We start from the raw sequence: 13,152 nt of genomic DNA on the forward strand, positions 1-13,152 counted from the left end.
ATGGTCATCGAATGGGGCACAGCCCTCTACCAACTATTGGCATTCGCTGTGTTGCTTTTAATTCTTTCTAAATTTGCCCTCAAGCCGCTTCTTGGCGTTATGCAAAAACGGCAAGATATGATTAATGAGCAAATTGATTCAGCGGAACAAAATCGCAAGGAAGCTGAAAAACTGCTTGCAGAACAGCGGGAAGAAATGCAAAAGGCGCGAGTCGAAGCGCGTGAACTGATTGAAAATGCAAAAAAAGCAGGCGAACAGCAAGGGCAGGAAATGGTCCGCGCCGCCAAAGAAGAAGCACAGCGCATTCATCAGCAAGCGTTGGCGGAAATCCAAAACGAAAAAGACCAGGCTGTAGCCGCTCTTCGCGAACAGGTTGCGTCTCTCTCTGTCTTAATTGCACAGAAAGTTATTGAAAAAGAACTTGACGCAAGCGAGCAAGACCAGCTTGTCCAAGAGTATCTTAAACAAGCGAGCGAAGAGCTATGAGCAACAAGGCAGTAGCAAATCGTTACGCTGTTGCTCTTTTTGAGTTAGCGGAAGAAAAAGGGCAAACGGATGTGTTTGAACGGGAGCTTGAGCTGGTGCAAGAAGTGTTCGAAACAACACCTCAATTAGAAACGGTGTTAGCCCAACCAGGGCTCGCTGCTGATAAAAAGCAAGCGCTCCTCCGGGATGCGTTTCAGGCTCACCTAAGCCCAGCAGTGATGAATACGATCAACTTGCTAATGGAACGGGGCCGTTATACGGAAATTGTTGGTCTCGCTGGTGAATACAAACAGTTAAACGATGACAAAAAAGGAATTGCTGAAGCAACTGTTTTCTCGGTTAAGGCGCTTTCGGACAGTGAAAAGAATCAAATTGCTGCCGTGTTTGCCCCAAAAGCTGGAAAACGGGAGCTGCGGATTGTCAATGTCGTCGATTCTGCTTTAATAGGCGGATTAAAAGTTCGTGTAGGCGACCGTGTCTTTGACGGTAGCATCCAAGGGCAGCTGAGACGCCTCGAAAAGCAATTGGTAGCAGGACAATAAGAACGTTAGAAACTGTCAGTTAGGGGTGAAACGAATGGCAAGCATTAAAGCGACAGAAATTAGCTCGCTCATTAAGCAACAGATCGACCAATTTGAAACAACTGTCAATGTGCAGGACGTAGGGACTGTTATTCGCGTCGGGGATGGAATTGCCTTCGCTCACGGGCTCGACAATGTCATGGCCGGCGAGCTACTTGAGTTCTCGACTGGGGTAATGGGGATGGCCCAAAACCTGGAGGAAGACAGCGTTGGGATTATTATTTTAGGTCCGTATACCGACATTCGTGAAGGGGACGAAGTCAAACGGACTGGCCGGATTATGGAAGTACCAGTAGGAAGCGAGCTTCTTGGCCGCGTCGTCAACCCGCTTGGCCAGCCTATAGACGGCCTAGGACCAGTTCATACGAGCAAAACGCGTCCAATTGAAAGTCCAGCGCCAGGCGTCATGGCACGGAAATCGGTCCATGAACCATTGCAAACAGGGATTAAGTCGATTGACTCCATGATTCCAATTGGCCGTGGACAGCGGGAATTGATTATCGGTGACCGCCAAACAGGTAAAACAGCAATCGCCATCGATACGATCATCAACCAAAAAGACCAAGACATGATTTGTGTGTATGTAGCGATTGGCCAAAAAGAATCAACCGTTTCAGGTGTAGTTGAAACGCTTCGTCAACGGGGCGCCCTTGATTATACAATTGTCGTCTCTGCAAGTGCGTCTGACCCTGCGCCATTGCTTTTCTTGGCTCCGTATACAGGCGTATCCATGGCAGAAGAATTTATGTATAACGGCAAACATGTGCTTGTCATTTATGATGACTTGTCAAAACAAGCAGCTGCTTACCGGGAAATGTCATTGCTCCTTCGCCGCCCGCCAGGTCGTGAAGCTTTCCCAGGGGATGTTTTCTACTTGCACTCCCGCTTGTTAGAGCGTGCTGCGAAATTGAATGATGACTTAGGAGGCGGCTCGATTACGGCGCTTCCATTCATTGAAACACAAGCCGGTGATGTTTCTGCTTATATTCCAACAAACGTTATTTCGATTACAGATGGACAAGTATTCTTACAGTCCGACTTGTTCCACTCAGGGGTTCGCCCAGCAGTAAACCCAGGAATTTCTGTATCTCGTGTTGGTGGTTCAGCACAAATCAAAGCGATGAAAAAAGTAGCGGGAACGCTGCGTCTTGACTTGGCTGCATACCGGGAACTCGAGGCGTTTGCCCAATTCGGTTCTGACTTGGATGCGGCAACACAAGCGCGCTTGAACCGTGGTGAGCGCACAGTCGAATTGCTGAAGCAAGATTTGCACCAGCCGCTTCCGGTCGAAAAGCAAGTAGCGATTATTTACGCGCTGACGAAGGGCTATTTGGATGATGTGCCTGTGGCTGATTGCCGCCGGTTTGAGTCTGAACTATTCACATATCTTGAAAGCAACAACAATGAATTGCTTGAGCATATCCGCACAACGGGCAATTTGCCTGAAGAAAGCGATTTGAAAGCAGCAATCGAAGCGTTTAAGAAAGGTTTTGTCGCTTCTAACGAATAGACGATTAGTTTTGCCCAGAAAGGCGGTGAACAAATGGCTTCTTTGCGCGACATTAAAAACCGGATAAACTCCACAAAGAAAACGAGGCAAATTACAAAGGCGATGCAAATGGTTTCAGCGGCAAAGCTGAACCGCGCCCAAGAAAAAGCGCAATCGTATGAAGTGTATGCCAAAAAAATGCGCGAAGTCGTTGGCAATATTGCTCAGGCAGGCAGTGATACAAGCCATCCGATGCTTGAAGAGAGGCCTGTGAAAAAGACAGGTTATATTTTGATGACATCGGATACCGGCCTTGCAGGCGGCTATAATTCCAGCTTGCTGCGCGATATGATGAAAACCATCCATGAACGCCACGCTTCCGAAGACGAGTATGCGATTATCGTTCTTGGCCGCATCGGCCGCGACTTGCTCCGTACCCGGAAACAGCCGATTATTCAAGAGATGATTGAGGTCCCTGACCAACCTACTTTTAATGACGTAAGCGGGTTGGCCAAGTCTTCAGTTGAAATGTTTGCCGACGGTGTATTGGATGAATTGTATATTTGGTATAACCATTTTGTGTCACCGATGACGCAACGGGTTACTGAACAAAAACTGCTGCCTCTAGCTTCTGTAAATGAAGGCGACGAGAAAAGCAGCACGAGTTTATACGAATTTGAGCCGTCGGAACAACAAATTTTGGAGGCCGTTCTTCCACGTTATGCAGAAAGCTTAATTTATGGCGCTCTTCTTGACGCAAAAGCAAGTGAATTCGGCGCGAGAATGACAGCTATGAGCGCAGCTACTGATAATGCTTCTGCATTGATTGATGAATTGACGCTTTCCTACAACAGAGCGCGTCAAGCAGCAATCACACAAGAAATTACCGAAATCGTTGGCGGTGCAGCCGCACTCGAATAAAACAAATGCTTATTAGTAGGAGGGAAAACGAATGTCAACAGGCCGTATCATTCAAATTACAGGGCCCGTCGTAGACGTGAAATTCCCAAGTGGGCAGCTACCCGAAATCAATAACGCATTAACAGTCAACCAGCAAGGCGCAGCCGATGGCGCCGTTGATGTGAAAGTGACGTTAGAAGTAGCGCTTCACCTTGGGAACGATACAGTCCGCACGGTAGCAATGGGTTCAACTGACGGGCTTATGCGCGGAACAGAAGTCCTCGATACAGGCGGTCCTATCTCCGTTCCTGTTGGAGAAGAAACGCTCGGCCGCGTTTTTAATGTATTAGGTGAAGAGATTGATTTACAGGAGCCTGTGGCTGAGGGGACTCGCCGCGATCCAATCCACCGCGAGGCGCCAAGCTTTGAAGAATTGACAACGACAACTGAAATCCTTGAAACAGGCATTAAAGTCGTTGACTTGCTTGCACCATATACAAAGGGCGGAAAAGTTGGCCTATTTGGCGGCGCAGGTGTAGGGAAAACGGTCTTAATCCAAGAACTGATCAACAACGTTGCCCTTGAGCATGGCGGTATCTCTGTATTTGCCGGCGTAGGGGAACGGACGCGTGAAGGAAATGACCTTTATCATGAAATGAAAGACGCCGGCGTTATCAACAAAACGGCGATGGTTTTCGGCCAAATGAACGAGCCGCCTGGTGCCCGTATGCGTGTTGCTTTGACTGGCTTGACAATGGCCGAGTATTTTCGCGATGAACAAGGCGCAGATGTATTGTTATTCATTGACAACATCTTCCGGTTTACGCAAGCTGGTTCCGAAGTATCGGCTTTGCTTGGGCGGATGCCTTCAGCGGTAGGTTATCAGCCGACGCTTGCTACTGAAATGGGACAGCTGCAAGAGCGTATTACATCGACGAAGAAAGGTTCGGTTACATCGATTCAGGCGATTTACGTGCCTGCCGATGACTATACCGACCCAGCTCCGGCGACGACATTTGCCCACTTGGATGCAACGACAAACCTTGAACGTAAATTGACAGAACAAGGGATCTATCCAGCAGTGGACCCTCTTGCCTCAACATCACGTGCCCTTTCGCCTGAGATTGTCGGTGAAGAGCATTACAATGTTGCACGAGGCGTGCAACAAACATTGCAAAAATATCGGGAACTACAGGATATTATTGCGATCTTAGGGATGGAAGAACTGTCTGAAGAAGATAAACTGATTGTGGCCCGTGCTCGCCGGATCCAGTTCTTCCTATCGCAGAATTTCCACGTCGCTGAGCAGTTTACAGGACAGCCAGGCTCTTATGTGCCGGTTAAAGAAACAATCCAAGGCTTTAAAGACATTCTTGCAGGCAAGTACGATGACCTTCCGGAAGACGCATTCCGTCTCGTTGGCCGTATAGAAGAAGTCGTTGAAAAAGCCAAGCAAATGGCGTAAATCAATGCACAAGGAAACAGCTGTATTTGTTTCCTTGTCGCCTGATTGCCGACAGAGGAGGGGTACACGTGGCAACGATACAAGTCAGTGTCATCACGCCTGACGGGGCTGTCTATGAAGGAGATGCCGAATTGGTTGTCGTTAAGACAGCGGAAGGCGAACTTGGCATCAAAGCAAAACATATTCCGCTTGTCAGTCCGCTTGCTGTAGGCCCTGCTCGGTTCATAAAAGAAGGGAAAGAAGAACAGGTCGCTGTTTCAAGCGGATTTGTAGAAGTCAGGCCAGACCATGTCTCTATTCTGGCCGAAGCGGCCGAACGTCCCGAGCAAATTGACACCGAACGTGCCCAAAAGGCAAAAAAACGTGCCGAGCAGCGGTTAGCAAGTGAGCATGTTGACAGAAAGCGGGCGGAAGCAGCCCTTCAACGTGCGATCACAAGAATGGATGTCGCCAAACATAAAGGCGCATAAGCTGGCGAAATTGTAATCCAACGTAAAAATGTCAAAAATCCCGTAAAATCTTTTAAAGGTTGGCGGGATTTTTGACATTTTTTTAGTGAAAAACCGGTTAAAAAAGAAGGCAGAAGTGGTATGAAAACATTAATGGGGCCTCGTTCAATAATTGCGTCATTTTGTGACAAAACGTTCAAAAAATAAACTTTGTAAAATCGGTAAATCGGGACGTTAAACGCTGGCTTTTTTAGAACAAATCCGTTATGATGATTAATGGATTGCAATCGTTTGGCTTGACAAGTGCTTAACTGCAATCAATAGCAAGAAATGGGGTCATTTTTTTGACGGACGGATTAGGTTTGGGAGCATTCATACATATTGTCGTGAATCTTCTTTGTCTTGTAATCGCTTGGTGGGCTCTTGAGTCGTTTCGCTTCGATCTGTTCGTTAAAAATCCAAAAAGCAAACAAGCTGCGTTGCTTCGAGTCATGTGTGCGATTGCTCTTGGTACTTTAGTCGCTCGCTTTCTCATTGATTACTTTCAAGCAACACAACTTTTGCCCTATTTATTTTAGTGAAAAGAACCCTCATCTTTCATGTATGCATTTTCTCCAAAAGGTAAAAATGGTACTAATAAGACCATGGCGTTAAGGGAGAGAACGTACATGCAAAAGATGATCAAAGCGGGTTTTTTGGCAGTTGTGATTGGGATTTGTGGTGCAATGGTTTTTGCGCCCCCACATGAAAAAAACAAGGATCAATTGCTTTTTGCGAAAGCAGAAGCGATGCTCGAATTAGCGAAACAAGAACAATTGCATGTCATTAGTTGGCAAGTTCGAGCAAAAGGAAATGAAGAAGTCCTTCATTCTAAAGGCGAGTATGAGCAAAAGGTCGATGCCTTTGCAGCCGAGCATCCAACTTTTGAACGGCAACCTTTGGAATCAAACCGGGACAGTTGGAGTGAAGTGTTCATTCAGGATATGGGGAATGGCCTGCAAGAAGTCGTTAAGTGGCTTGCTGTAAAGGACCAAGGCCAAATTATCCTGGTGAAGTCGTACGAGCTTATAGCGAGTGCGGAAGAATCCGTTTTCGATCAAGCCTTATTAAAGGAACGCCTTAACCGTTTGGAAATGGAGTCAGCTTTGCTTTTTTACCAATTGACAGCTGAAACAACCACATTAAATGACGATTCGTTGTTCGCAACTGGCAAACGTTACACTGAGCAGCTTGGGGCAACAATCCAAGAAGTGCTGAAAGAAGAAACGTTTGTGTCTTTGTCTGCGTACAATAATGAATGGGACACTGGAATTGCTTTAGTAAACGGAAACAACATGAATGTTCAAGTTGCCTTGAGACAAAACCCAGACTTGGGCAAGCAGACAAGGGTAACTTTAGGAACGCCTATAATTACGACTGAATATTGATAATATAGAAGAGAAAAAATACTGACGCGGAGGGGAATACGTTGGAAAAAATCATTGTCCGTGGCGGCAACAAGCTGCACGGCTCCGTGAAGGTGGAAGGCGCTAAAAATGCCGTTCTGCCTGTCATCGCAGCATCGATATTAGCTGAGCGTGGTGCAAGCATCATTGAAGAAGTGCCATCACTTACAGATGTATATACAATGAAGGAAGTACTAGCGAATTTGAATGTGGGAGTCGAATATGAAAACGGCCGCTTTGCCGTTCGTGCAGACCGCCCACTAAAAACCGAAGCTCCGTTTGAATATGTGCGCAAAATGCGTGCCTCTTTCTTAGTGATGGGCCCGCTTTTGGCACGTGTAGGCCGTGCGAGAATCGCATTGCCAGGCGGTTGTGCCATCGGTTCACGTCCTATCGAACAGCATCTTAAAGGGTTTGAAGCGATGGGAGCAACGGTTGAAATCGGGAATGGCTTTATTGAAGCACGCATTGATGGAAAACTCCAAGGAACAAAGATTTATTTGGATTTCCCAAGCGTGGGGGCAACAGAGAACATCATGATGGCTGCTGTTTTGGCAGAGGGAACAACCATCATTGAAAATGTCGCAGAAGAGCCAGAAATTGTCGATTTGGCCAATTACCTTAATGCCATGGGCGCAAAGGTGCGTGGCGCAGGGACTGGCGTTATTCGCATTGACGGCGTAGACGCTCTCCAAGGGGCAGTCCACTCCGTTATACCTGATCGGATTGAAGCAGGCACCTTTATGGTTGCGGCGGCGATTACAGGAGGCAATGTGTTTGTCGAGGGAGCAATTGCTGAGCATATGCGGCCGCTTGTTGCCAAAATGCGTGAAATGGGCGTCGATATTATTGAAGAAGAAGCGGGTCTTCGGGTAATCGGTCCTGAACAGCTCAAGGCTGTTGATATTAAAACGATGCCACATCCAGGTTTTCCAACAGACATGCAAGCGCAAATGATGGCGTTGCTTCTTCGGGCAGAGGGCACGAGTGTCGTTACGGAAACTGTTTTTGAGAACCGGTTTATGCATGTAGAAGAATTCCGTCGCATGAACGGAAACATTAAAATTGAAGGTCGCTCGGCGATTGTTTCTGGGCCAACAAGTCTACAAGGTGCAGAAGTCGGAGCAACGGATTTAAGGGCTGGTGCAGCTCTTGTGCTTGCGGGACTAGTCGCTGACGGTTATACACGCGTAACGGAATTAAAGCATTTGGATCGTGGGTACGTCAATTTAACAGAGAAATTGAAAGCACTAGGCGCAGACATTGAGCGTGTTGAAGAACATCAAGAAAATGAGTCCTTGGAAGCTGCTGAACTTATCTAATCTATTTCCGGGGAAATGGTCGAATACCGTCAAAAAAGATTGTTTGTCATTATGGAGTATGTCACATTTGCTGACATACTGTGTATGGCCGACAATCTTTTTTGCATTCATTTCTGGGGCAGACGTTCATAGACTATAGTGTTGGAACAAATAATGGAGGTCTGCCATGAAACGGATAATCCTATTTGCAGCAATGCTGATCGTCATTGTGCTAATCGTTCCCACTGTAATGGTTGCACTTGTAAAAGACGGTGAAGATTTAACCGAGTCAGCTTTTGGACTAGCCCCGATTGAAAAAAAACAAGAAGCAGGACAAACAGAAGTACGCTCTGAGCAAGTTGCAGCAAAAGACACAAATGGACCTGACATTGCCGTTTATCGCTCTAACGCTGAATCGGTGGAACAAATGGCTTTGGAGGATTACGTGATCGGTGTGGTAGCGTCTGAAATGCCAGCTGACTATGAAGTGGAGGCTCTTAAGGCACAGGCGTTAGCCGCCAGGACATTTGCTGTCGCGAAAATGAAAAATAGCGACAAAGATGAGGATGTTCCACAAGGGGCACTGGTAACGGATACAGTTGCCCATCAAGTCTATCAAAGCAAAGATGAATTAAAAGAGAAATGGGAAGGTGAGTTCGACTCAAACTGGGAGAAAATCGAAACAGCAGTACGGGCCACGAGTGGGGAAATTATCACGTATGATGGTAAACCGATTACAGCCTCCTTTTTTTCCACAAGCAACGGCTTTACCGAAAATGCCGAAGATTATTGGGAACAAGAGGTGCCTTACTTAAAAAGTGTACCTAGTCCATGGGATAAGCAATCTCCTCGTTTTGCTAATGAAACAGTCATTCCTATAGGTGAATTTGAAGCTGCTTTAGGGATCACCCTTAAAAATGACGGTTCGATTGGCACGATTGCAACGAGAACAGCAGGCGGGCGAGTGGAGACTGTAACGTTTGAAAATAAAACACTGTCAGGCCGAGAAGTCCGGGAAGCACTCGAACTTGATTCATCTGACTTTTCATGGCATGTAAGCAATGGCCATGTCGTCATTCAAACGAAAGGCTGGGGACATGGTGTGGGAATGAGCCAATATGGGGCAAACGGGATGGCGCAAGAAGGAAAAACGTACAAAGACATTATCCAATATTTCTACAAAGATGTCGAAATTGAAAGCATGGACGAACTTGTCCCTACTAGCTAATACATGCAAGCCGATTGCAACACCATTCATAGAGTAGAAGCCAGCAGCCTTGTAAACAAGGGCTGCTGGCTTTTTAGGCAGCGGCGGTACGGCGCGAATATCTCTGGAAAAAATTTTTCCTCTGCCATGTATATATTTCTAGCAAAATGCTCAGAATGGTTGGCAGAGGTGATGAGAAATGAAAGAAGAAAAAAATTCTTCTAAAAAAGTCGATATCCAAAGTTTTATGCGCAAACGTTGGGTTATGCCTGCTGCTTATTTGGTTGTTGGCGCCGGTCTCTTAAGTGCTGTTTTCTTTTTGCAAAATGGGGAGGATAGCGCAGATCCGGAAGAAATGCCCGTGCAAGAGCAGGAGAATCAGCAAGATGAGCCAACTGTTCCTGTTAATGTCGGCGATGAGACACTGCACATGCCTGTGGCGAACGAATCTGAATTTGAACAAGTAGGGTTCTTCTACGATCCAGAAGCCGATGCACAAGAGCAAGAACAAGCGCTTGTATTTTATGACAATGTTTACCGTCAAAATAAAGGGATTGATTTAGCAAGCAAAGACCAAGAAACGTTCCCTGTTCAGGCGGCAATGAGTGGCTCGGTCACGAAAGCGATGAAGGACTCTGTCCTCGGTTATGTAGTTGAAATCGATCACGGCAACGGCATCACCACTCACTACTCTAGTTTAGAAGGCATTGAAGCCGAACAAGGCGCAGAAATTAGCCAAGGCGATGTAATCGGTAATGCTGGAAGCAATGTGTATGATGAGGAAGCAGGTGTGCATGTTCACTTTGAAATCCGTAAAGACGGAGTGGCCATGAACCCTTACGATGCGTTTAACAAATCACTTGAAGACATCAATGATGCGTTTCCTTTAGGCGAAAAGGATAAGAAAGGCGAAGAGAACGAAAAGCCTGATGAAAATGACAAAGCCAAGGAAAACGAAAATGATAAAGCCAAGGATAATGAAAAAGACGGCGATTCTAAGAAAGATAAAGATGAGAACGACAAGCCGGCTGAAAATAAGCCAAATGAAATCGAAGAATAAACCTTAGAGCGCCTAAAAGGTGCTCTGAGGTTGTCGACAACGTCGACAAAATCGTCCAGACTGATAGAAAACGCTTGTCAGCCGAGGCGCGGAACCGAGTGAAGATACGAATAGAACGTGGGTTCATAAGTAGATGAATGAGGTGAGCAACGAAGGATGCAAGCGTTTGTCTACAGTCTGTGAGCGCCTAAAAGGTGCTCTTTTTGTTTACTGCTTTCATGCTCCTTGATATGCAGGACTTTGTTCTTGAGAGGAAAGCCACTTCGTGCTAGACTAAAGGAAAATGATCGCACAATGCGCCTAGGGTTCCGCTTCATTTGCAAGGGCTGGTCCGAGAGGTGCACACGGCGTCTGCCGTGACACGGAGGGATAAAAGCCCGGGAGACATTCTATGAATAGCTCCTGGGCTTTTTGTGTGCGCAAGAATGGGAGGATAAAATGAGTAAACACTGGATATTCATTGTTGTGGCCGCCTGTTTTGAGATCGGCTGGGTCATCGGGCTAAAACATGCCTCAACGATTATGGAATGGAGTTTAACCGTAGTGGCGATATTTGCAAGCTTTGTCCTGCTAATTGCTGCTACAGCAAGGCTGCCTGTTGCGACCGCCTACGCCGTTTTTGTCGGGCTAGGTACGGCAGGAACCGTTATCGCCGAAACACTCCTGTTTGGAGAGCCATTCGAGTTAGTAAAGGCACTATTAATCGGTTTGCTATTAACTGGCGTCATCGGTTTAAAACTGGTAACGCCAGGGGAGAAACCTAAATCGGAAAAAGGAGTAAGTTGAGATGGCTTGGGTGTATGTGATTGTGGCTGGCTTGTTTGAGATGTTTGGTTTGGCGATGATGAACCGTTTTAAACTTGAAAAAAAGCTGTTGCCATTGGTGTTGCTTGTTATTGGTTTTTCAGCGAGTTTCGTCCTTTTGTCACTCGCAATGGAAACATTGCCTATGGGCACAGTTTATGCTGTGTGGACGGGAATAGGGGCTTTCGGGGGAGCGGCAATCGGCATGTTTGTTTATGGCGAGCCGAAAACCGCTCCAAGGATTTTTTTTATCTTCCTAATATTGGGTTCGGTTGTTGCTTTAAAAGCAGTTAGTTAATCGAACGATCAGGTAGCCTTATTATGGGGCAAACATTTTTAAGGTGCTTTCTCTTCGTACACTTCATAAAGCGTGATCGTGGAATGAAAGGAAGCAGGCCAAAGAGTCAAGAAATGAAGCTTGACCTATGAAAAGATGGTATAACGGGGACGCCTCCCTAATACACTTTACCAATCACCCATACAGAATTAGGGAGGCGAGTCGTGTGCACGATTACATCAAAGAGCGAACTATCAAGATTGGCAAGTACATTGTTGAGACGAAAAAAACGGTGCGAACCATCGCAAAGGAATTTGGCGTCTCAAAAAGTACTGTACACAAGGATCTCACCGAACGTTTGCCGGAAATCAATCCAGAGCTTGCAAATGACGTAAAGGAGATACTTGAGTACCACAAGTCCATTCGCCACTTGCGGGGCGGTGAAGCGACAAAAGTCAAGTACAAGAAGACAATTGAAGTGGGGGACCAGCCAATTGTAAAATCACGACAATAAAATTTCGACAAATTCTTCTTTTCTCCTGTGTTTATGGTACTATTTATACTAGGCATATGTGCGCGTTTCAATTAACCTATACGTTTGTTCGATACATACTTAAATCATCTAGGCGCACAACTATTCGTTATGTTTACATGTTAAGGAGAATAAGGAGGAAATCGATGTATGTTTGGCCGTGATATTGGAATTGACTTAGGGACAGCGAATGTGCTTATTTATGTGAAAGGCAGTGGCATTGTATTAGATGAGCCTTCTGTCGTTGCTCTTGATACGACAACAAACCGCGTCCTTGCTGTTGGAGAAGAAGCGTTTCGCATGGTTGGACGGACACCAGGAAACATTGTAGCCATTCGGCCGATGAAGGATGGCGTCATTGCAAACTTTGAGATGACAGAGTCAATGTTAAGGCACTTTATGGATAAAATTCAAGTAAAGGGCTTTCTTTCAAAGCCGCGCATTTTAATTTGTTGCCCTACGAATATTACGTCTGTTGAGCAAAAAGCGATTCGCCAGGCAGCGGAAAAGAGCGGCGGAAAGAATGTCTATTTGGAAGAGGAACCAAAAGTGGCGGCCATAGGAGCTGGGATGGATATTTTTCAACCGAGCGGCAATATGGTCGTCGATATAGGTGGCGGCACAACGGATGTAGCAGTGCTTTCGATGGGTGATGTTGTCACCGCCTCTTCCATTAAGGTGGCAGGGGATCGTTTTGATTCTGACATTTTATCGTACATAAAAAAAGAGTACAAACTGTTAATTGGAGAACGAACATCCGAAGAAATAAAAAAGCAAGTAGCTACTGTTTTTCCTGGTGCACGTTCGGAGGAAATGGACATCAGAGGTCGCGATATGATAAGTGGCTTGCCGCGTAACATTACGATTTCGACGAAAGAAATTGAAAAGGCACTAGTAGAGTCTGTTGAATACATTGTCCAGGCAGCTAAGCAAGTATTAGAAAAAACACCTCCAGAGCTGTCTGCCGATATAATTGATAAGGGCGTGATGTTGACAGGGGGCGGAGCGCTGTTGCATGGAATGGATACGCTGCTTGCAGAAGAATTAAAGATCCCTGTACTCATTGCAGAAGAGCCAATGCATTGTGTGGCCAGGGGAACAGGCATCATTTTAGAAAACTTGGACAAGATGTCCAGTAAAAAAGTACAGTTGTAAA

At 46.1% G+C, this 13,152-nt stretch carries 15 protein-coding genes and 1 riboswitch; all 15 genes read left to right on the forward strand.

The features are described 5' to 3' along the window. The 15 genes from atpF to mreB all read left to right on the forward strand — a co-directional run bounded on the left by atpF (nt 1) and on the right by mreB (nt 13,151). Nucleotides 1–486, forward strand: a complete 486-nt coding sequence (atpF, locus tag N6H06_RS01450) for a F0F1 ATP synthase subunit B (RefSeq protein ID WP_011248689.1) — start codon at nt 1–3, stop codon at nt 484–486. Continuing rightward, nucleotides 483–1,028 (forward strand): F0F1 ATP synthase subunit delta, encoded by a 546-nt coding sequence (locus N6H06_RS01455; RefSeq protein WP_062745035.1) that lies wholly within the window; start codon nt 483–485, stop codon nt 1,026–1,028. Before atpF ends, N6H06_RS01455 begins: the two co-directional genes overlap by 4 nt. 34 nt (nt 1,029–1,062) lie before the next feature. Then, nucleotides 1,063–2,577: a F0F1 ATP synthase subunit alpha gene (atpA, locus tag N6H06_RS01460; protein ID WP_062745037.1), complete on the forward strand. Its 1,515-nt coding sequence runs from the start codon at nt 1,063–1,065 to the stop codon at nt 2,575–2,577. Between the two features lie 33 nt (nt 2,578–2,610). Then, nucleotides 2,611–3,477 (forward strand): ATP synthase F1 subunit gamma, encoded by an 867-nt coding sequence (atpG, locus tag N6H06_RS01465; protein ID WP_062745038.1) that lies wholly within the window; start codon nt 2,611–2,613, stop codon nt 3,475–3,477. Between the two features lie 31 nt (nt 3,478–3,508). After that, nucleotides 3,509–4,921: a F0F1 ATP synthase subunit beta gene (atpD, locus tag N6H06_RS01470; RefSeq protein WP_062745040.1), complete on the forward strand. Its 1,413-nt coding sequence runs from the start codon at nt 3,509–3,511 to the stop codon at nt 4,919–4,921. A 68-nt stretch (nt 4,922–4,989) separates the two neighbouring features. Further along, the gene (locus N6H06_RS01475; RefSeq protein WP_062745042.1) at nt 4,990–5,391 is read left to right on the forward strand and encodes a F0F1 ATP synthase subunit epsilon; all 402 of its coding nucleotides are present in this window, start codon (nt 4,990–4,992) and stop codon (nt 5,389–5,391) included. A gap of 323 nt (nt 5,392–5,714) precedes the next feature. After that, a complete protein-coding gene (locus N6H06_RS01480) occupies nt 5,715–5,948 on the forward strand; it encodes a DUF1146 family protein (protein ID WP_062745044.1) in 234 nt (77 codons plus the stop codon). A gap of 90 nt (nt 5,949–6,038) precedes the next feature. Next, nucleotides 6,039–6,797, forward strand: coding sequence for a YwmB family TATA-box binding protein (locus N6H06_RS01485; protein ID WP_263705460.1), 759 nt, complete (start codon nt 6,039–6,041; stop codon nt 6,795–6,797). Between the two features lie 41 nt (nt 6,798–6,838). Further along, nucleotides 6,839–8,137 carry a UDP-N-acetylglucosamine 1-carboxyvinyltransferase gene (gene murA / locus N6H06_RS01490; RefSeq protein ID WP_011248681.1) on the forward strand — a complete coding sequence of 433 codons (1,299 nt, stop codon included), beginning with the start codon at nt 6,839–6,841 and terminating at the stop codon, nt 8,135–8,137. A gap of 166 nt (nt 8,138–8,303) precedes the next feature. Further along, nucleotides 8,304–9,344 (forward strand): stage II sporulation protein D, encoded by a 1,041-nt coding sequence (spoIID, locus tag N6H06_RS01495; RefSeq protein WP_062745047.1) that lies wholly within the window; start codon nt 8,304–8,306, stop codon nt 9,342–9,344. A 178-nt stretch (nt 9,345–9,522) separates the two neighbouring features. Continuing rightward, entirely contained in the window at nt 9,523–10,383 is an 861-nt protein-coding gene (locus N6H06_RS01500; protein ID WP_062745048.1) for a M23 family metallopeptidase, read from the forward strand. Nucleotides 10,384–10,672: 289 nt separating this feature from the next. Beyond that, nucleotides 10,673–10,769, forward strand: a riboswitch (guanidine-I (ykkC/yxkD leader). 52 nt (nt 10,770–10,821) lie between these two features. Further along, nucleotides 10,822–11,169, forward strand: coding sequence for a DMT family transporter (locus tag N6H06_RS01505; protein ID WP_062745049.1), 348 nt, complete (start codon nt 10,822–10,824; stop codon nt 11,167–11,169). Between the two features lies 1 nt (nt 11,170). Then, nucleotides 11,171–11,485 (forward strand): DMT family transporter, encoded by a 315-nt coding sequence (locus N6H06_RS01510; RefSeq protein WP_212954569.1) that lies wholly within the window; start codon nt 11,171–11,173, stop codon nt 11,483–11,485. Nucleotides 11,486–11,690: 205 nt separating this feature from the next. After that, the gene (spoIIID, locus tag N6H06_RS01515) at nt 11,691–11,978 is read left to right on the forward strand and encodes a sporulation transcriptional regulator SpoIIID (protein ID WP_011248676.1); all 288 of its coding nucleotides are present in this window, start codon (nt 11,691–11,693) and stop codon (nt 11,976–11,978) included. 168 nt (nt 11,979–12,146) lie between these two features. Next, entirely contained in the window at nt 12,147–13,151 is a 1,005-nt protein-coding gene (gene mreB, locus N6H06_RS01520) for a rod shape-determining protein (RefSeq protein ID WP_062745051.1), read from the forward strand. Nucleotide 13,152 lies beyond the last annotated feature (1 nt).

The organism is Shouchella tritolerans (assembly GCF_025770735.1).
In the GTDB taxonomy this organism is placed as follows: Bacteria; Bacillota; Bacilli; order Bacillales; family Bacillaceae_D; genus Shouchella; species Shouchella tritolerans.

Excerpts from the sequence above, each read along its gene's own strand:
- atpF (WP_011248689.1), top strand. The coding sequence starts at position 1 with ATGGTCATCGAATGGGGCACAGCCCTCTACCAACTATTGGCATTCGCT.
- N6H06_RS01455 (WP_062745035.1), top strand. The coding sequence starts at position 483 with ATGAGCAACAAGGCAGTAGCAAATCGTTACGCTGTTGCTCTTTTTGAG.
- atpA (WP_062745037.1), top strand. The coding sequence starts at position 1,063 with ATGGCAAGCATTAAAGCGACAGAAATTAGCTCGCTCATTAAGCAACAG.
- atpG (WP_062745038.1), top strand. The coding sequence starts at position 2,611 with ATGGCTTCTTTGCGCGACATTAAAAACCGGATAAACTCCACAAAGAAA.
- atpD (WP_062745040.1), top strand. The coding sequence starts at position 3,509 with ATGTCAACAGGCCGTATCATTCAAATTACAGGGCCCGTCGTAGACGTG.
- N6H06_RS01485 (WP_263705460.1), top strand. The coding sequence starts at position 6,039 with ATGCAAAAGATGATCAAAGCGGGTTTTTTGGCAGTTGTGATTGGGATT.
- spoIID (WP_062745047.1), top strand. The coding sequence starts at position 8,304 with ATGAAACGGATAATCCTATTTGCAGCAATGCTGATCGTCATTGTGCTA.
- N6H06_RS01500 (WP_062745048.1), top strand. The coding sequence starts at position 9,523 with ATGAAAGAAGAAAAAAATTCTTCTAAAAAAGTCGATATCCAAAGTTTT.
- N6H06_RS01505 (WP_062745049.1), top strand. The coding sequence starts at position 10,822 with ATGAGTAAACACTGGATATTCATTGTTGTGGCCGCCTGTTTTGAGATC.
- N6H06_RS01510 (WP_212954569.1), top strand. The coding sequence starts at position 11,171 with ATGGCTTGGGTGTATGTGATTGTGGCTGGCTTGTTTGAGATGTTTGGT.
- mreB (WP_062745051.1), top strand. The coding sequence starts at position 12,147 with ATGTTTGGCCGTGATATTGGAATTGACTTAGGGACAGCGAATGTGCTT.